Origin of the sequence: Streptomyces sp. NPDC091376 (genome assembly GCF_044757085.1) — a bacterium.
In the GTDB taxonomy this organism is placed as follows: domain Bacteria; phylum Actinomycetota; class Actinomycetes; order Streptomycetales; family Streptomycetaceae; genus Streptomyces; species Streptomyces pratisoli.
Genome location: NZ_JBIVUF010000031.1, coordinates 1 through 16,721 on the forward strand (window position 1 = coordinate 1; position 16,721 = coordinate 16,721).

20 protein-coding genes are annotated in these 16,721 nt (G+C 68.8%); 10 read left to right on the forward strand and 10 right to left on the reverse strand.

The genetic code is table 11. The annotated features are described in order from the left end of the window. Positions 1-73: 73 nt before the first annotated feature. Entirely contained in the window at positions 74-604 is a 531-nt protein-coding gene (locus ACIQMR_RS36000) for a bacterial transcriptional activator domain-containing protein (RefSeq protein ID WP_401396729.1), read from the reverse strand. Between ACIQMR_RS36000 and ACIQMR_RS36005 the strand changes: the two genes are divergently transcribed. The 4 genes from ACIQMR_RS36005 (at position 587) to ACIQMR_RS36020 (ending at position 2,341) form a co-directional block, all read left to right on the forward strand. After that, the gene (locus tag ACIQMR_RS36005) at positions 587-862 is read left to right on the forward strand and encodes a hypothetical protein (protein WP_401396732.1); all 276 of its coding nucleotides are present in this window, start codon (positions 587-589) and stop codon (positions 860-862) included. The genes ACIQMR_RS36000 and ACIQMR_RS36005 overlap by 18 nt on opposite strands. 36 nt (positions 863-898) lie before the next feature. Next, positions 899-1,480: a Uma2 family endonuclease gene (locus ACIQMR_RS36010; RefSeq protein ID WP_401396735.1), complete on the forward strand. Its 582-nt coding sequence runs from the start codon at positions 899-901 to the stop codon at positions 1,478-1,480. A gap of 172 nt (positions 1,481-1,652) precedes the next feature. Further along, entirely contained in the window at positions 1,653-2,021 is a 369-nt protein-coding gene (locus ACIQMR_RS36015) for a DUF6247 family protein (RefSeq protein WP_401396738.1), read from the forward strand. Then, positions 2,018-2,341, forward strand: coding sequence for a hypothetical protein (locus ACIQMR_RS36020; RefSeq protein WP_401396741.1), 324 nt, complete (start codon positions 2,018-2,020; stop codon positions 2,339-2,341). Before ACIQMR_RS36015 ends, ACIQMR_RS36020 begins: the two co-directional genes overlap by 4 nt. 236 nt (positions 2,342-2,577) lie before the next feature. Here the strand turns inward: ACIQMR_RS36020 and ACIQMR_RS36025 are convergent, their stop codons facing one another. Continuing rightward, positions 2,578-3,927 (reverse strand): hypothetical protein, encoded by a 1,350-nt coding sequence (locus ACIQMR_RS36025; protein WP_401396744.1) that lies wholly within the window; start codon positions 3,925-3,927, stop codon positions 2,578-2,580. A 145-nt stretch (positions 3,928-4,072) separates the two neighbouring features. Here ACIQMR_RS36025 and ACIQMR_RS36030 point away from each other — a divergent pair, with 145 nt between their 5' ends. From ACIQMR_RS36030 to ACIQMR_RS36055, 6 genes are all read left to right on the forward strand, one after another. Beyond that, positions 4,073-4,558 (forward strand): ATP-binding protein, encoded by a 486-nt coding sequence (locus tag ACIQMR_RS36030; RefSeq protein WP_401396747.1) that lies wholly within the window; start codon positions 4,073-4,075, stop codon positions 4,556-4,558. After that, positions 4,555-4,989 carry a DUF6415 family natural product biosynthesis protein gene (locus tag ACIQMR_RS36035; RefSeq protein ID WP_401396750.1) on the forward strand — a complete coding sequence of 145 codons (435 nt, stop codon included), beginning with the start codon at positions 4,555-4,557 and terminating at the stop codon, positions 4,987-4,989. Before ACIQMR_RS36030 ends, ACIQMR_RS36035 begins: the two co-directional genes overlap by 4 nt. Before the next feature lie 288 nt (positions 4,990-5,277). Beyond that, positions 5,278-5,682, forward strand: coding sequence for a hypothetical protein (locus tag ACIQMR_RS36040; RefSeq protein ID WP_401396753.1), 405 nt, complete (start codon positions 5,278-5,280; stop codon positions 5,680-5,682). 91 nt (positions 5,683-5,773) lie between these two features. Beyond that, entirely contained in the window at positions 5,774-5,998 is a 225-nt protein-coding gene (locus tag ACIQMR_RS36045) for a hypothetical protein (RefSeq protein ID WP_401396756.1), read from the forward strand. Beyond that, positions 5,995-6,975, forward strand: a complete 981-nt coding sequence (tgmB, locus tag ACIQMR_RS36050; RefSeq protein WP_401396758.1) for an ATP-grasp ribosomal peptide maturase — start codon at positions 5,995-5,997, stop codon at positions 6,973-6,975. The genes ACIQMR_RS36045 and tgmB overlap by 4 nt, the downstream gene beginning before the upstream one ends. Then, the gene (locus ACIQMR_RS36055; RefSeq protein WP_401396761.1) at positions 6,972-8,057 is read left to right on the forward strand and encodes a methyltransferase domain-containing protein; all 1,086 of its coding nucleotides are present in this window, start codon (positions 6,972-6,974) and stop codon (positions 8,055-8,057) included. Before tgmB ends, ACIQMR_RS36055 begins: the two co-directional genes overlap by 4 nt. Positions 8,058-8,515: 458 nt before the next feature. Here ACIQMR_RS36055 and ACIQMR_RS36060 read toward each other — a convergent pair whose 3' ends face one another. The 8 genes from ACIQMR_RS36060 to ACIQMR_RS36095 are packed head-to-tail and all read right to left on the reverse strand — an operon-like array spanning position 8,516 to position 16,677. Then, positions 8,516-11,887 carry a hypothetical protein gene (locus tag ACIQMR_RS36060; RefSeq protein WP_401396764.1) on the reverse strand — a complete coding sequence of 1,124 codons (3,372 nt, stop codon included), beginning with the start codon at positions 11,885-11,887 and terminating at the stop codon, positions 8,516-8,518. Beyond that, positions 11,887-12,339, reverse strand: a complete 453-nt coding sequence (locus ACIQMR_RS36065; protein WP_401396767.1) for a pilus assembly protein TadG-related protein — start codon at positions 12,337-12,339, stop codon at positions 11,887-11,889. Before ACIQMR_RS36065 ends, ACIQMR_RS36060 begins: the two co-directional genes overlap by 1 nt. Next, positions 12,339-12,773 (reverse strand): TadE/TadG family type IV pilus assembly protein, encoded by a 435-nt coding sequence (locus ACIQMR_RS36070; protein ID WP_401396770.1) that lies wholly within the window; start codon positions 12,771-12,773, stop codon positions 12,339-12,341. Before ACIQMR_RS36070 ends, ACIQMR_RS36065 begins: the two co-directional genes overlap by 1 nt. A 15-nt stretch (positions 12,774-12,788) precedes the next feature. Then, positions 12,789-13,217: a TadE family protein gene (locus ACIQMR_RS36075; RefSeq protein ID WP_401396773.1), complete on the reverse strand. Its 429-nt coding sequence runs from the start codon at positions 13,215-13,217 to the stop codon at positions 12,789-12,791. Further along, positions 13,217-13,432, reverse strand: coding sequence for a hypothetical protein (locus ACIQMR_RS36080; protein WP_401396776.1), 216 nt, complete (start codon positions 13,430-13,432; stop codon positions 13,217-13,219). The genes ACIQMR_RS36075 and ACIQMR_RS36080 overlap by 1 nt, the downstream gene beginning before the upstream one ends. A gap of 25 nt (positions 13,433-13,457) precedes the next feature. Then, positions 13,458-14,348 carry a type II secretion system F family protein gene (locus ACIQMR_RS36085; RefSeq protein ID WP_401396779.1) on the reverse strand — a complete coding sequence of 297 codons (891 nt, stop codon included), beginning with the start codon at positions 14,346-14,348 and terminating at the stop codon, positions 13,458-13,460. Further along, positions 14,345-15,289 (reverse strand): type II secretion system F family protein, encoded by a 945-nt coding sequence (locus ACIQMR_RS36090; RefSeq protein WP_401396782.1) that lies wholly within the window; start codon positions 15,287-15,289, stop codon positions 14,345-14,347. Before ACIQMR_RS36090 ends, ACIQMR_RS36085 begins: the two co-directional genes overlap by 4 nt. After that, the gene (locus tag ACIQMR_RS36095; RefSeq protein ID WP_401396785.1) at positions 15,286-16,677 is read right to left on the reverse strand and encodes a CpaF family protein; all 1,392 of its coding nucleotides are present in this window, start codon (positions 16,675-16,677) and stop codon (positions 15,286-15,288) included. Before ACIQMR_RS36095 ends, ACIQMR_RS36090 begins: the two co-directional genes overlap by 4 nt. Positions 16,678-16,721 lie beyond the last annotated feature (44 nt).

A 16,721-nucleotide genomic window follows, 5' to 3' on the forward strand; every position in this document is an offset into this window, starting at 1 on the left:
GAATCCTCCGGAAGGCACGGATCAGTCCCAACCGCCTCACGTCAATCGCCAAAGCCCTCCTCACCCCGGAGACTCACCGCTGAAAATGCTCAGTGTCGTCGACATCGAGACCGGTCGCGACGGCTCTGCGGGCTGCGCTGAGGTCGTGGTGCGGGCCGGCGGGGGTTCGGTAGGTGGCGATGGTGTGGGCTACGTCGATGATGCGCGTGACCATTTCCTGCTGGTAGGGCTCGGCCCAGGGCAGGGGCCTGCTTCCGAAGGGGCGGCCGCGTACCAGGGTGAGCGCCCGTTCCAGGTCGGTCAGGCCGACAGGTCCCAGCGGGAGAGCGCGTTCGACGAGCTGGAGGAAGCGGGTCCAGTCGCAGCGCACGCCCAGGGAGAGGCGGTAGGGGTCGTCGCCGGAGCTGCGGCGGGCTACGTAGGGATTGCCGGCGGGATCGTTCTTCAGGGAGCGGCGCAGGCCTTGGCGCCGGGCGTTGAGGGTACTCGAGGACCAGGGGCTGACGGGATCCATGTCGGAGCACAGCATGTCCGCGTTCCGTCCGGGCCGGAAGAACAGCAGCGCGGCGAGCTGCATCCGCGGCCCGTGACCGGTGTTCTCCACGCCGGTCACCTCGACCGGCCCGAGCACCCGGACCTCAGGCGCGTGCAGGTCGTGAGCCTCGTGCTCCTCCGCTTCCGGCGCGGTGCCTTCGTCGACGGCACCTTCGCGCTCGTCAGCGGTCGCCTCTACCGCCGCTGGGGGCGTTGCCGGTCCGTCGCCGGAACCGCGGTCTTCCTCAGCTTGAGGTACGTACGCGGGGCTGCCACCGTGCCTTCGCCGCTCTTGCTCACGGCCGTCACCGCCGCCACCTGGTGCTGACGGATAGGCTGGCCGGGGCGCCCGAAGGAGGACACGATGACGACCGCATGGGACGCGCTCCCGCCCTGGATGCTGCCGCCCCGGCCGAGTGGGTGGGAGGCCGATGACCTGGACAACGCACCCAACCTTCCCCGGCACACCGAGCTGATCGATGGAGCGCTGATCTTCATGATGTCCCCGCAGCGTTCCTGGCATGCTCGCGTCGTCACTCGGCTGACGACCGCCCTCGACAATCAGGCTCCCGTGGGGTTCGTGATCGACCGGGAAATGACGGTCAAGCTGAACGAGAAGAACCGACCGGAGCCTGACGTCGTTGCTGTCACGGTTCCATACGACCCGGACCGTACGCGCTACCTTCCCGACCAGGTCGCTCTCGCCATCGAAGTCGTTTCGGAGGAGTCCGCCGACAGGGACCGGTCGCTGAAGCCGTTCAAGTACGCGCAGGCGGGTATCGCGCATTACTGGCGTATCGAGGAGGAAAGCGGCCTCCCCGTCATCCACACGTACGAGCTGGACAGCACCACCCGCGCCTACGTCGCCACCGGTATTCACCGCGAGCGCATCAAGACCGCGGTCCCTTTCGGCATCGACATCGACCTGTCCCATCTCGTCCGCTGAGAACCGTGGCGCTGTTGGTGATGGCGCTGCGTACCGTTCACCGGAACCCTATGGCTGGAGCTCCTGTGCTGGGTGTGAAGCCCGAAGCCGTAAGGGCCCGCTATAGGAAGGGTCTGCTGCAGGTTTGGGTGACAGGTTGACCTGACCCTAAGACACAGGAACCTATTTCGCCATGACTGCGCAGCCCGTCTACTTCGACGGACCCGGCGGCGAGAACCCACGTCGGGTGCCGCCGATGCCCGAACGCACCCCCCAGGCTCTGCGCCTGGCCATCCAGGAACACGCCCCGCACCTACTGCCCGACTTCGAGACGCACTGGCGCCGCGCGATCGGGGAGGCCTTCAACCTCACCCCGGTACCTGCGTTCATGCACCTGTGGTGGACCCAGTACGCCATCGCCCGCGACCCAAGCCTGGAAGCACACCTGCACGACCTCCAAGCCCGCGCCGCAAAGTCCGAAGACTCCGACGACTCCACCAGGCTCTTGGCGGAGTACAGCCGACTGCGTAGCAAGGCGGCCGCCGTGGAGCCCGGCCAGTGACGGACGATCTCCCGGGGCCGCCCTGGCAGATGGACTGGACCGCCGAGGCACGTCATGAGTTCGAGAGCATGCCCGCCGACGGCAAGCAGTTCATCCTGGCCGCCCGCGCGGAACCGGTCACCTCTGTGGACCCCTACTACCGCGGCATTGACACAGATGCCGGTCTGCCGCACTGGATCACCGTGCGCCCGCTTGCCTCCACCAGCCCAGGCGGTCCGCACATCGCCGACCTCGCCGGCGGTCGCGGATGGCTCATCTTCACCTTCATCCGCCGCCACGCCGACCCTCAGATCACCGTCACCGACGCCTTCTGGGCCTGATCGTGTGCAGCCACCCTCGGCCGCCGGCCGAGGTCGATGACGCGGGGTTGCCGTCCATCGGGTTCACTCACTGTCGGCTCCTTGCTGTATCGACGCCCCGTGGGCTAGAGGGCCCTGCGCACAGTGGTCCCGGAGCTGTTGAGTAGTTCGCTGATGAACTGCTCGGTCTCCATCCCCCGTGAGCAGTCCAACGCCCGGTTGACCTCCGAGCGATGCACCGGAGGCCTCCTTTAAGTTCAAGCCTTGGCGGCGGCAACTTCGCGTACTCGCCCGACCAGGTCCTTTACCGACCGCGACTTGGCGTACGGGACAAGGTCCTTCCGCATTGTCGCGAAGTGGTCGTCGCCGCGAACCGACGACACGTGTTCGTATTCGTCGAGGAATCTGCCCCAGGAGTCGCACGATGCGTCCAGGTGGCCGTGCCGCAGTTGCCGCTGGGCGAGAACCGCGTACGCGTGGACACGTCCTTGCCGTTCCTTAGCGGGCTGTACCCGGATGGAGTGCTGCATGGCCTTGATGCTGCCCGGCAGGTCTCCCTCCTCCATCAGCACGTGGGAGACGTGGAAGAGGTAGGCGGTCTGGTCGTACCCGCCAATGGCGTCGCGCCGGTTGTCGGCCTTGGCCAGGGCACGCTCGGCCTCGCGGAGTCGCGTGTGCGCTTGATGCCGGTCGCCGACCATCGAGGCCGCGTGAGCCTGCTGCCCGCGCAGGAACGCTACGAGGCGGGGGCCGGCCGACGGCGCTGCTTCGGCTGCGGAGTCCGCAAACTCAAGTGCCATGCGCCCATGTCCAAGGTTTGACGCCTGAAGCGACATGCCGCGCAGGGTGCGGCAGTAGGTGACGTGGTCGTTCGCCTCGTCGGCGAGCTTGAGAGCCTTGGTGTAGTACGTCTGTCCGAGGCCGTGGGCCTTCTCGTACATGGCCATCCAGCCCGTCAGGTACGTGAGATCCGACGCTGCGGCGAGCATGGCCAATTTCACCGGCTCGGAGGCCTGCGCCCTGAGCCACGGGCCAACGGTGTTCACGAGGAAAGCTGCGGCCATCGGCCGGGCGTGACCTGCGCCGAACTCGTCGAGGATGTCCGCGATCCGCTCGGTCATGGAACGGACTGAGGCCACTTGGGAGGCGCCGATCCGAGTGGTGGCCTTGCCCGGGGAAACCGAGTCGTCAGCGGCCCGCGCGTACTGCTGGAATGCAGGCACCGAGAGCGCTGCCGAGAACAAAGTCGCGGCCAGGACACCCCGCCGTGATGGGTCCATATCCGCCCTTCCTAGGTCGATCAATTCCTCCACAGTGTCGACCGGAACGGATCCATCGGCGGACGGGCCGGGCTCAAGTCCCGCTTCCTCGTGAGTAACCGGCCGCCCCAGCCGCGCGGACAGCGCCTCAAGGATCAAGGGCCTGACCTCGGGCTTCGGCGGTGTGCCGGCAATCCAGTGCGCGACGGCGGTGCGGTCGTACGTCAGTGCTAATCCGGTCTGTGGGCCGAGCCGGTTCACCTGCTGCGCCAGTTGGGTGCGCGTCCATCGCGCCTGCTCAAGCAGCCTGTCCAGTGCTGGGTTGGGTGTGCGATTTCTCGTGGCCACGTCCTCAACTCCCGACAGCTTCCATGGCGTTCACGGTGTTCACGGTCGCATCTGTCATCAACGGTACCCGCAGACAGTGACATGGCGATTACCTCTTACGAGAAGAACGAATGATCTCGGCCCTGGGAGCAGAGGTGACTTTTACATGGACGTTTCGGTACCGAGAGGCACCCTCACCGCACCCGTGCGCCGGCACCAGGACCGCGACCTGATGAGCGTCAGCTTCGAGATTTCAGCCGGCAGTAACCGGCAGACGGTCTGCGAACGCGACGCTCGCCGAGTGCAGATGGCACGTCGTCTGACTGCCGCGCGCTTGCGGTCCTATTTCCTGGACGGGCTGGTGGACGATGCGATCCTCGTCGTCTCTGAACTGGTCACAAACGCCATCGTGCACAGTGGCGGCACACAGGTCACCTTCACGATGACCGTCCGAGACGGCTACCTGCACATCTGTGTCCACGACGAGATGGCAGGCGTCCCTGAACCCCGCGCCGTTGACGATGACGCCGAGATGGGCCGCGGCCTGTTCCTCGTCCAGTGCCTTGCAAGAGCCCACGGTGGCAACTGGGGGATCCGCGATGCCGGCGCCACGACGTGGTGCACCCTCGCGGTCACGGGGGAGCTGCGGTGATCGCCGCCGCGCCCGCAGGGGCATGGACACCGCCGCTGGACGCGGAAGGCCTGGCACACGTCATCGCGTGCCTTCGCGGCTGGCAGGCGTTCGACGGCGAGGCGCTCCTCGACGACGTCGCCGACGCCCTGGATGACGTCGTGCCCGCCGAGGCGGACGTCGATGACCTCGCCGAGCGGCTTCGCGGGCACCTGATGCGCCTGGTGAACATCGCGGTCGCCAACGAAGCAGAGCAGCGAGACGAGGCGGCTGCACGGCTCATCGAGCGGGCCCGCGTACTGCGCGTCGAGGAACTGCCCGGCGGTCACTGGAACGCCGTCGGCCACCTGCGGCGAATGGGCTGGATCGCGAGTGAACTGCTGGAGCGGTTGGTCGAGCGCAGGTGCGTGAAGTCGCCCGATCCGACTGTGGGCGGAGGCCGAGCATCATGACGCAGCAGTCCTACTGGAACGGCCGGCGCGTGCCCTACGTCACCGCCTGGACCGCAGAGTCCGTTCCGGTCCCGACCATCGTCCGCCACATCGGGCGCGGCAGGGAGGGCATCGGCTACGCGGACGAGGAACCGCTGATCGACCGCCCGCACCAAGCACTGCGGGTGCGGACCGGTCTCGCCCCGGGCCGCGCCCGGCCGGACTCCGCCCGGATGAACAGCCTGCGCCAGAAGCGAGCGCTGCGCTTTGGCCTCTGCCAGGTGCGCGGCCAGGAAGCAACACCTACCGATGGGCGGCCGCTTCACCTGCTGGGGGGCGGCTACGCCCGTCGGCGAAGGGGAGACGACGGCCGCCCCGCCGGTGCACCCGAGCTGCGCGCTCGAGGCGATCGAGCACTGTCCGCACCTACGGCGGCACCATGCGGCCGCGCTCGTCGAGCGCAGCGCGCTGTGGGGCGTGGCCGGGATCCTCCATGCCCCCGTCACGCTCGTGCCCCTGCCAGCCCCAGGCGGTCATCCGTACGACCTGGTCCGCGTGCATGTCGCCGATCCGCAGATTCGGTGGACGCTCGCCAACTTCACCGTGCACAGCCTCGACGGCGTGACCGCGGTGTCCCTGCCGGACCTGGTCGTCATGGCGAAGGAAGACCTCCGGCACGAAACCGCCGACGGATCGGCCATGACCGCCACATAGACCCCTGTCCGGTGGCCCGGTTGCCATCGGGGCCCAGGCCACCGGGCAGGTCAGCAAGAGCACATCAACCCTTCTGAACAGGAGAATCAGCATGACCACAGCAGTAGCCATCCCGTTCGCCGTGCGCGCCGCGGCCCCGCCCTGCCTGGCCACGACCTCGATCGACGGCCTCCGCTGGGACGAGGAGCGCCAGATGAACGTGGCTGCCGACGGCAAGCCCTGGCACACCATGCCGCAGGCCGCCTCCACCACCGACACCAACCTGGACGGCCAGGGCGACGATGTCTCCGACCCGTACTACGCGTCGGCGTCATGAGCACCGCCGCCCGCCCTGTGCTCGTCGTCGCTGAGCAGCTGGACGCGGCGGCCGACATGGTCGTCGACCAGCTCAACCAGCGCGACGTGCCCGTCATGCGGTTCGACGTCGCACAGTTCCCGCAGCAGCTCACGCTGACCGGCACGCACATGCCGCAGGAACCGAGCTGGGAAGGGATCATCGACGACGGGCGCCGGACGGCGCGGCTCAAGGAGGTGCGGGCCGTCTACTGGAGGCGGCCCGCACGTCCCCTCATTGCCGACACCGTCCCCGAGCCCTACGCCACCTGGGCACAGAACCAGGCCGACGCCGCGATCCTCAACCTGCTCGCCGCCCTCCCGGGCGTGCCGTGGCTGAACAACCCGCACGCCGACCGCGTCGCCGCCCATAAGCCGCAGCAGCTCGTCGTCGCGACCCGCTGCGGAATGACGGTGCCGCGCAGCATCATCACCAACAGCCCGGACGCGGCGCGGGCCTTCGCCAAGGACGTGGACGGCCCGCTGATCTGCAAGCCCATCCTTGGCGGCCGCCTCGACGTCGGCGGGGAGCGCCGCCTGATGGTGGCCACCCACCGAGTCGACCCGGCCGACTTCGACGACAGCATCCGCACCACCGCCCACTACTTCCAAGAGGACATCCCCAAGGCGTACGAGGTCCGGCTGATCGCCGTCGGCGGGCAGGTCTTCGGCGGCAAGCTGACCACCACCAGCGAGGCCGCCGGCACCGACTGGCGCACCGACTACGACCACATCGAGTACGACACTGTGGACGTCCCCGACACGATCGCGACCGCGGTACGCCGGTTCCTCGCCTACTACGGCATCGCGTTCGGGGCCTTCGACTTCGCCGTGACCCCGGAAGGCCAGTGGGTGTTCTTCGAGAACAACCCCGCCGGCACCTGGGGATGGGTCGAGAATCGCACGGGCCTGCCGATCGCCGCCGCGCACGCCGAGTACCTGATGGGAGCCACCGCATGACCCAGCCCGACAACGGCGCCTGCGCGGCCGCGCGCCAGCGAATGGCCGCCGACCTCGTCGCGGGGCGGCCCAGCGAGTGGGCAGACGCGTTCACCTCGGTCCCCCGCCACCTGTTCGTGCCCCGCTTCTACCAGCAGGACACCACTGGAGCCTGGCAGCCGCTGAGCTGGGGAACTCCGGGATACCTGGAGACGGTCTACAGTGACGCGGCCCTGACCACGCAGCTCGACGAGCACGGTGTTCCGAACAGCTCGTCCAGCCAACCGTCGATCATGCTGGCCATGCTCAAGGCACTGGACGCGGCCGAAGGGCACCGCGTCCTCGAGCTGGGGACCGGCACCGGATACAACGCCGCGCTGCTCTGCCATCGGCTCGGCGATGCCAACGTGACCAGCATCGACATCGACCCGGGACTCGTCGACGCCGCGACTGGACGCCTGCTGTTGGCGGGCGCCAACCCGACAGTGGCGGTCCGCGACGGCGCCGAGGGCTATCCCGACCGCGGCCCGTACGACCGGGTCATTTCCACTGTCGGGCTCCACGCCATCCCGAAGCCCCTCCTACAACAGACGACCCCCGGCGCCGTCCTCGTCCCCCCGCTCGGCTATGGCGTCGTCCGCCTCACCGTGACCAGCCCTGGCCATGCCACCGGCCGCTTCCTGGCCACGCCAGCGCACTTCATGACCCGGCGCACGGACGGCATGGCGCCGCGGTTCGACGCCGCGCTCGAGCAGAGCCCCACCGACAGCAGCGTCCCGCCGGCGGACCTGCTGGGGCGGCTCAAGTTCCCCGCCTCTCTGGCGCTGCCCGGCTACACCTCCTGCACATGGCGTAACGATCAAGGAGATGTCGACGCCGTCGGACTCTGGACTCCGGACGGCTCCACCGCCATCGCCCATACCTCGGGCACGGTGCGGCAGATCGGCCCCCGGAGGCTGTGGGACACGATCGAGGACCTGGCGAAGATCTTCGGAGACGAGCCCGAGCGGGACACCTTCCTCCTGACCGTCACACCGGCCAGGCAGACCGTCTTCTACGCAGACACCGACGGACCCAGCTGGGACCTCCCCGCCACACCCTGACACCACGCTCGCGGCCGACACCCCAAGACCGGCCCCGCTCGTCTGCTTCCCCCGTGGCGGATGGGCGGGGCCCTCCCTCCCCCTGTTGTTGGAGACGTGCATGTCACGCTTGATCGCAGCGGCCTTCCTGAACGACCGGCTCGTGCTTCGGCCCGGGAGCGGCAGCAGCACCTCAGCGCGCACGGCAGGAACTTGCCGGAATGGCTGTCGGCTGCCGTGCAGAAGCAGTGGGCCCTGGCCCTCGCGGGCCGCCCGCTTCGCGGCACCCTGCTGGTCAGGGGCCAGTCGCCCACGGGTAGGCAGAAAAATGGCAACCTTGGCAACGCTGATCAGATGCTTGCCGCCCCAACCATGCGTACGCTGTAGGGGACCTGCTGAGGGAGCGCGGTTGAGGCCTCCCGTCTGCAATGAGGCAGCCATCAAAGAGCCAGCAACTGAACCGCGTTAAGCCCCTCGGGTTAGAGGGCCTTGCGCACCGTGGTACTTGAATCGTTGAGTAGTTCGTTGATGAGCTGTTCGGTCTCCATCTCCAGTGAGCAGTCCAGTGCCCGGTTGACCTGTTGCACGCGGGTGATGGCGGTGTGCAGCCCTTGCCGGTTCCCGGCCGCGTGCTCGATCCGGAGCCAGTCCCGGTACAACAGCTCCGCCGTGTCGTCGACATCGAGACCGGTCGCGATGGCCTTGCGGGCTGCGCTGAGGTCGTTGTGCGGGCCGGCAGGGGTTCGGTAGGTAGCGATGGTGTGGGCTACGTCGATGATGCGCGTGACCATTTCCTGCTGGTAGGGCTCGGCCCAGGGCAGGGGCTTGCCTCCGAAGGGGCGGCCGCGTACCAGGGTGAGCGCCCGTTCCAGGTCGGTCAGGCCGGCAGGTCCCAGCGGGAGGGCCCGTTCGACGAGTTGGAGGAAGCGGGTCCAGTCGCAGCGCACGCCCAGGGAGAGGCGGTAGGGGTCGTCGCCGGAGCTGCGGCGAGGCACGTAGGGGTTGCCGGCGGGGTCGTTCATCAGGGAGCGGCGCAGGCCCTGCATCCGGGCGTTGAGGGTGCTCGACGACCAGGGGCTGACGGGGTCCATGTCGGAGCACAGCACGTCCGCGTTGCGTCCGGGCCGGAAGAACAGCAGGGCGGCGAGCTGTGCCATCCGCGGGCCGTGACCGGTGTTTGCCACGCCGGTCACGTCGACCGGGCCCAGGACCCGGATCTCTGGTGCGTTCAGGTCGTGAGCCTCGCAGTCCTCCGATTCCGGCACGGCGGTTTTCTCGACGGCACCCTGGTGCTCGTCAGCCTGTGTTGCCGGCGGCGTTGTCGGTTCGCTAACCGGGCCGTGCTGTTCCTCGGCTCGAGGCGACGGCTCGGCGGCGGACAGGAGACGCAGTCCGGATGGGTCGGTGGTGGCGGCGAGGAGGGCTGGGAAGATCTCGCCGCCATCGTCAGCTGCCGCCGACGGCGAGGGACCCGTGGTCTCGGTGACGATCGCGAGGGACTCCTGCGGCGTGGTCGGTTGGGGCTGTTGCATGCTGTCGGGCTCTTCCGGGACGTCCTGCCACGGTCCCTCTGCGGGGTGGGGTGGCTGTCCGGACACCTTCAGCGCTGTGGTGATCTGCAGGTAGGCGGCGTGCTCCAGGCGCTGCACCGTGATGTCGGCGCCGACGTAGTCGAGGTGCTGCGGCTCGCTGAGTGAGGCGTTGAGGATCTCCGCCTCGGGAAAGTGCGCGGCCGCTGCGGTGGCTGGGGCGATCAGGGTGACGGGGACCGTGGTGGCCTTGTCGATGACGTCGGCGAACTCCCAGGCCGTGTCGGCGTCCAGTGAGGATGCGCACAGCAGCAGGTAGGGCTGATGGCTGGTCTCGGGCATTTGGTGGGCTTCCAGCAGCCGTTCGCTCAGATCACGCAGTGCGTGCGCGGCTTGGCGCATGTGGGCGATCCGCGCGGTGGGCAGCAGTTGGGGGAGGTCCTCGCCGAATCCCACGGTGACGACCTCGACTTCACTTGCCCATGGGCTCATGCCGAGTTCCAGCGCGAGCGAGGTGCAGACCTCGGTGATGTGGACCGGGTTGCCGTCCAGGAGCAGGGAGGGGAGTTGCGCGAGGTTGAGCAGCAGAAGGTCACCCGCCTCGGTGCTGCCGACCGTGACCAGCCCCGGATACGGGGCCGGCACCTCGCTGGCCCTCTCCTGGTCCAGGAGGTCGGCATCGGTGGGCAGGATCCACCATCCGCCCTGCCCGGAGGCGAAGGGTGCATGCGGCTCCTGGGCGAGGTCCTCGGGCAGCACCTCCACCGAGCGGGCCCCGATCCGGGCCGCCCGCAGCAACGGCAGGAGCACGTCGGCGTCCTCCTCCTGCGCCACGTGGTGGGCGAGTGTCCGAAGGGCCCTGTCCAAGCGGACAGCGCCGCCTGGCTCGGCGGCAGCCGCCAACTGGGCCTCTGCCATGGACGTCTCCGACGCGATGGCGATCTTCTCGCCGGGCATGCGGCGGCGGCGCTGGAGCGTCCTGCGCAGGGCGAGAGCACCAGTGACGGCAGCAGCCAGCAACGCACCGGCACCGAGGACGGTGCGCAGGTTCGTCGAGCTGCTGGCCGCAGATGCCGGCGGCGTCTCGGACGCCGCAGGGGCGGCGGAGCCGGAGGACTCGGCCGACGCTGACGGGGAGGCGGCAGAGGGGGATTCGCTGGCGCTGGGCCCGGGGACCGCCGGGGCCGTTGCGGAAGGGGAAGCCTGCTCCTTTCCGTGCTGCTGAGCGGGTCGACTGGCCGGTGTACTGGGAGCCGACTCTGCTGCGGGCGATGTGGTCCGGCTCGGGGCGGGTTCCTGCCCATCAGCCGTGGCATCGCCCGGCTTCTGCTCACTGTCGGGCGTCTGCGCCGCTGGGGGAGTGGCCTCCTGTCGGTCGTCCCGTTCGGGTTCGGCGCCGGGCACTGTGACCTGCTGGCCCGGGTAGATCACATCTGGGTCGGAGATCGCGGGCAGGCCATTCGGCTGCGCCGTGCCCCGGCTGGCCTCGAACAACGCCGGCCACGCGGTGCCGTCGCCGAGCTCCTCCTCCGCGATCTTCGACAGATAGTCGCCCGAGTCGACCGTGATGACGTGCTCGTTGCCCTCGTGGGCAGCCGCAGCACGGTCACCCTGCGCACGCACACCGTCCGCTGCATCCAGGGCATCGGGCATCGTCAACTGCCACCAGGGCTGCAGGAAGGTGCTGGCCTTGAAGACCTGGCCGTCGGCCATGGTCCGGCCCTCGTTCAGGGCAGCGATCTCCCGCCACCGCTCGCCGTCACCCAGCTCCCGCTCGGCGATGCCCCACAGGCTCTCCGCGGGCCGTACCTCGCGCACCGTGTACGTCGGGGCTGCTGTGCTCGCCGACGGAGCCGCGGCCTCGGGTAGAGCGGCCTGAGCCTGCCCGGGGGCGTGGACCGCCGTGGTGGCCGGGGCGGCCTGGGCGTCAGAGGCAAGGGCTGAGTTCGTGGGTAGCAGCACCAGGATGCTGCCGACAAGTAGAGCTGCGGCGCGCTGCGAGGCTCCCATGCCTCGCGGGGCATGCCAGGTCCGGCCACGCAACTGCGCGATCAGCTCACGTACGGCACAGAACGCGAACTGGGCCCAGCCGGCCCAGCCCACGACGATGAGCAGCGCCAGGAACGCCGCACCGGTGTCCTGCCGGTCCAGCAGATGCATGAGGTCGTCGCGGCTGGTCTCCCAGACGACAGGGGTGGCCCAGGCCAGCAGCAAGGGCAGCCCGGCGACCGCGGCGACCAGGGCGAGCAGGCTGACGAGGGCCTTGAGCACCTTCATCACGGTGCGGCCGGCCGTGGCGGCGGGATGGTTGCTGGTGCGCATCAGGGTCCTTCGGGAGCAGTGACACCGTGGAGGAGAGTTGCCTTGCCATGGCCCGACACCGACAGGGATCCGATGCCGGCCACGGACAGGAACTTGGTGGCGTAGGAGCCGGTTGTGGTGACCGTGAGCGTCTTGCTGTCACCGGACACCGCGACCGTGCCCGCGACGCCGGCGGAGCGCAGGTAGCCCTGGGCCGCCGCCTGGGCGGCTTGCGGGTCGACAGTGATGGCCTCACCGGAGATGGCCTGGGCCGGGTCGATGGCCTGCCCGCCCGCCCTGGCGGCCTCGGTCGCGATGAAGTCGGCACGCTCGACGGCGCGCAGCTTCCCGCCGCCGTCGACGGCCAGGCCAATGATGCCGATCAGCGCGACGACGCACACGGCGACGAACACCGTCACTCCGCCACGGTCATTGACGCCGCCCCGGCCACGGAGCAGCTGGTGAGAGCACATCAGTCCTCCCGCTGCCGGTACTGGTCCACGACCGACGTCGCGGTTGATTCCAGCGTGCGGGCGCCCGGGACACCAGGAAGGAGGAGATCCGACAGGTTCACGGTGCAGTGCACGCTCACGGTCACGGTCGCCACCTGCCCGACGGGCACGTTCAGCCCGCTCGCGTTCACGTTCACCGTGCTGGAAGCGCACCTGATGCCCTGGTCCTGCAGCGATTCGGAGGCAGCTGCGTAGGCCGCATCCGACGCCGAGGCGGCGGTGCGATGGATGGACGCCTCCCGGGCTGCGTCCTCAGCCGCGGCGTCGATCTTCGATCCCGACATGACCAGCCGGCCGCCGGCGATCGCCAGACACACGAACATGATCAGCGACGGGATGATGATGGCAGCCTCGATCGCAGCACTGCCCTCGTCCCCGCCGGCACAACGCCGCATCCTTCTCAGCACGATCTACTCTCCCGGGACAGTGAAGCGCTCCACGGCGCCCGAGGCCGACTGCGTGATCCGAAGACCGGAAACGCCCGGGATCATCGACAGCGCCGTTCCCGACACCTCGATCCGCACACGCTCGGCGTTGCTGCCGGCCGTGGACACGCTGGCGCTCTGGAGGCTGTCGCCCGCCGTTCGCCCCAGCACCTCACGCGCCCTGGCCGCGCCATCGCCTGGATCGGCCTGGTACGTGCGGGCCGCGGAAAGGCCCTCGCGCGCGGCGGTCAGCGCGATCTGCCGCGCGTAGACCCACATGGAGGCCTGGACGACGGCGAGGGTGGCGAGCAGAACGAACGGGAAGACGATCGCCATCTGGATCGAGGTGTCCCCCCGGTCCGCACTTGATCTTCGCCTCTGCCACCAGGTTCGAAGACGCACCAGGTGGGACATCAGATGCCGTTCAGACTGCCGTTGTACTTGGCGATGACGGCGGCGATGGTTCCGGCGATCACCAGGGCGCCGGTGACGGCCGCGACCCAGATGATCACCGTGGTGATGCTGACGTCTCCGCGGTCCGGGCGCCTGCTCGCCTCCGTGAGGCGTTCCTCCACTCTCATGGACAGCCAACGCACAGCACGGAAGGTACGGGCAGCCGTGTACTTCATCGGGTCACTCTCCACTTATCGACTCTTAGACGGTGAGCATGCGGATCACCGCGGGGAACGCCATCAGGAGCATCACGAGCACCGCGAGCAGGGCGCCCGGGGCGGTCATCTTTTCGCTGGCAGCGTTCGCCTCGGCGGCTTGCACGGCGAGCAGTTCGGTGTTCAGCGCCGCGGTGCGCGCCCGCAGGGCCTTGTAGACGGCGGCGCCGTCGGTGGCCGAGCCGCGCATGATGTCCGCGACGTCGTCCAGGACGGGCAGGTCGTACTGGTGCTTGAGCTCTTCCAGGGCCTGCCACGGCGGGATCTTCTCCAGCCGTGCGCGTCGCAGCGCCCCCTGCAGGTAGAGGAAGGGCCAGCCGCGGCCTACCGCAGCTGCCTTCTCCAGGGCCTCGGCAGGGCCGGCGTCCGCAGCTCGTTTCAGCGCCACCAGGTCGAGGTAGGCGGCCAGCGCGTGCGCGAACTCCTCCCGCGCCCGTTTTGCCTGGTCGCGTACCGCCAGGTCCGGGGTGATGAACAGCAGCCCGGCGATGGCGAGTCCGACGATGGCGGGCACGTAGAACGGGACAGAGACGCCCGTGACGATCCACGGGATCGTCACCAGCACCGGACACAGCAGGCCAACGCCGGCGAGCGCGGTCTTCTTCAGCATGAACTGCCCGGGGCCCTGCCCGAGCAGGGCCAGGTTCGTCGTCGGGATACGCACGCCCGGCAGGCGCCCGAGACGGGCCAGCAGCCACCTGCCCCACACCTCGTCCCGGTTCAGCTCCAGTTCAGCCCCGGGCAGGGTCAGCCGGCCAGGCGCGGTGCGCTCCAGCGCGACGGCCAAGGCGGGCTGAGGCCGGAGCAGTTCGCGGACCAGGAGAGCAACTCCGGCACCGATGGTGCCGCCAGTGAGCACCATGGGGAACAGGTTCACGCGTGTACCTCCTCCAGCTCGCGCCCTGGCTGGGCAGAGGGCTTGGCAACAGCAGCGGGCAGTCGGACGGTGCTGCGCGCGTCGGGCACCAGGAACCGCGGGATGCGGCGGAAGTCGCCCAGCTGGCGCATCAGGGCGAGCGTCCCGACGAACCCGACTGTCAAGAAGGCCAGCACGAGCTGTCCGAGCAGAGTCGAGTACGGGGCGGCGTACGACGGCACCATGAATCCCGCGACGACGATCCCCACGGTGATGAACGTCATCCACCGCACCGTGGTGCGGGGCTTGGCGCGGTCGGCTTCGATACCGCGCTTCTTGCCGACCTCCTCACGGACCGTGGCGGCCAGGTCCTCCAGGGCCTGGGCCAGACCCGGACCACGGTCATTGACGGACAGGATGAGCGCGGCGACCACCTTGTCGGCCGTGACATCGTTCAGTTCGTCGGCGAAGGCACGCAAGGCCTCCTCAGGGCGCCATCCCAGGCGAAGCCGCTCCGACAGGTTGACGATCTGTTCGGTGAGCTCCTCCGGAGCCCCCTTGCGGCTGGTGATCATCGCCTGCTCCAGGCCCATTCCGAGCCGGAGCAGACCGGCGAGCCGCTGAGTCCACTCACTCAGACCCTCCAGCTGACCGATGCGGCCTTGTGCCACCTGAGCCGGGGAAATCAGCCAGGGCACACCGACCACGGCGGAACCGAGCAGCACGCCGGCCACGAAGTTCCCGGAGAACAGCCACACACCCATGCCCAGCAGCACCGACCCAATGGTGAGCATCCGGCGACGCAGCAGGGCGTGCTGGGACACGGGTCCCGTCCTCGCCGCTCGCCACCGCTGCGCCAGCCGCGCCCTGCGCGGTGCGTCGGTGCCGATGATGCCCACCACCACACCGATCAGTCCGGCCATCACGGCCATGCCGCTCAGCAGCGCCCACAGCAACATCACTGGACCACGACCTTCAGCGGCAACGGGGCCTGCCAGGCGCCGTACGGATCCTGCAACTGTGCCGCGTCGAACCCGACGCGCCGCAGGTCATCAATGCACGCCGGGTTCATCCGTGGCACGCCTCGCAGCTCGCCGAACTCGACGCCGGGGGAGAAGATCTCGTTTGACGCGGGGCGCCCGGACTCGCCCATGCCGGTGACCTCCGTGATGTGGGAGACGAACCGGTGCCGACGGCCGCCGATCTGTGTCTCATCGATCATGGAGACGTAGACGATGAAGTCGAGGCCGTTGGCGATCTGCCGGTAGGCGAGCTGCTCGGAGAGGTTGCTCCGTGCCAGCGCGTACAGCTCGGCGATCCGGTCGAAGACGATGTCGGGTCGCCGGGCGTGGATGGTGCACAGGGTGCCGCCCGCGCCGTTGGTCAGGGCTTGCATCATGGCGATGATCTCGGGACCGCGAACCTCGCCGACGATGATCCGGTCCAGCGACATCCGAAGCGAGGGGGGAATCAGGTCGAGCAGCGTGATCTCGCCGGCGCTGCGGCCGGCGGAGTCCCTCTCGCCGTTGGATTCACGTCCCATGAGGGAGACGACCTGGCGGTGGTAGCCGTTGGTGTCCGCGTGGAGCTCGTCCTCGGTCTGGATCGTGGCGAACCTGGTCTCCGGATCCACCTCTTTGAGCATCGCGCGCATCAGGCTGGTCTTGCCGACCTTCTGCTTCCCGGCGATCATGACGTTCTTCTCGGCACGCACACAGGCCGCCAGGAACTCCTTGATGACCGGGTCGATCGTGCCCAACGCGACCATGTCGTCCAGGTCGGCGTGCTTGACCCGGTGGCGGCGGATCACCGCATACGTCTTCGGGCCGACCGCGGTGATGGCCTGGAGCCGAGATCCGTCCTTCAACGCCAGGGCCAGCATCGGGTTCGCCGTGGAGATCGTCCGCTCGCTGTGCCCGGAGTCCCGCGCCAGCTCGCGCAGCAGTTCCAGCAGCTCCTCTTCCGAGTCGGCCACCGGACCGACCAGGCGCCGCTGTCCGTCGCCGTAGTCCAGCCACACCTCGTCGTGGCCCTGGATGATGATGTCCTCAACTTGCGGGTCATCCAGGTAGGGCTGGAGCCGGCCTGCCCGGTACAGCAGGTCATAGACCGCGCGCCTCAGCGCGTCGTCCTCCTGCGCAGTGGTCTCCACGCCCCGCTCGACGGCTTGGGCGTGGGACCACAGGGCGACGGCGTCGTTGATCCAGCGCAGGCAGTGCTGCGCTTCAGTGGCACGGTCCAGCGAAGGGTCGGTCTTCAGCAACTCCTCGCGCTGTTTGGATACTTGTGTCGCAACGTGGCGGGCGATCTTGTAGTCGAGCTTGACGTGCGGAACCGGCTTGCCCACCATGCGCGGATCCGCTGCCGTGCCTTCCGCAACAGTGGCCTGAGAAG

What these genes read in the sequence shown, in the direction of transcription:
- tgmB (WP_401396758.1), top strand. Translation starts at nt 5,995, where the DNA reads ATGAGCACCGCCGCCCGCCCTGTGCTCGTCGTCGCTGAGCAGCTGGAC.
- ACIQMR_RS36055 (WP_401396761.1), top strand. Translation starts at nt 6,972, where the DNA reads ATGACCCAGCCCGACAACGGCGCCTGCGCGGCCGCGCGCCAGCGAATG.
- ACIQMR_RS36065 (WP_401396767.1), bottom strand. Translation starts at nt 12,339, where the DNA reads ATGTGCTCTCACCAGCTGCTCCGTGGCCGGGGCGGCGTCAATGACCGT.
- ACIQMR_RS36040 (WP_401396753.1), top strand. Translation starts at nt 5,278, where the DNA reads ATGGGCGGCCGCTTCACCTGCTGGGGGGCGGCTACGCCCGTCGGCGAA.
- ACIQMR_RS36010 (WP_401396735.1), top strand. Translation starts at nt 899, where the DNA reads ATGACGACCGCATGGGACGCGCTCCCGCCCTGGATGCTGCCGCCCCGG.
- ACIQMR_RS36070 (WP_401396770.1), bottom strand. Translation starts at nt 12,773, where the DNA reads ATGCGGCGTTGTGCCGGCGGGGACGAGGGCAGTGCTGCGATCGAGGCT.
- ACIQMR_RS36045 (WP_401396756.1), top strand. Translation starts at nt 5,774, where the DNA reads ATGACCACAGCAGTAGCCATCCCGTTCGCCGTGCGCGCCGCGGCCCCG.
- ACIQMR_RS36030 (WP_401396747.1), top strand. Translation starts at nt 4,073, where the DNA reads ATGGACGTTTCGGTACCGAGAGGCACCCTCACCGCACCCGTGCGCCGG.
- ACIQMR_RS36075 (WP_401396773.1), bottom strand. Translation starts at nt 13,217, where the DNA reads ATGTCCCACCTGGTGCGTCTTCGAACCTGGTGGCAGAGGCGAAGATCA.
- ACIQMR_RS36095 (WP_401396785.1), bottom strand. Translation starts at nt 16,677, where the DNA reads ATGGTGGGCAAGCCGGTTCCGCACGTCAAGCTCGACTACAAGATCGCC.
- ACIQMR_RS36015 (WP_401396738.1), top strand. Translation starts at nt 1,653, where the DNA reads ATGACTGCGCAGCCCGTCTACTTCGACGGACCCGGCGGCGAGAACCCA.
- ACIQMR_RS36080 (WP_401396776.1), bottom strand. Translation starts at nt 13,432, where the DNA reads ATGAAGTACACGGCTGCCCGTACCTTCCGTGCTGTGCGTTGGCTGTCC.
- ACIQMR_RS36060 (WP_401396764.1), bottom strand. Translation starts at nt 11,887, where the DNA reads ATGCGCACCAGCAACCATCCCGCCGCCACGGCCGGCCGCACCGTGATG.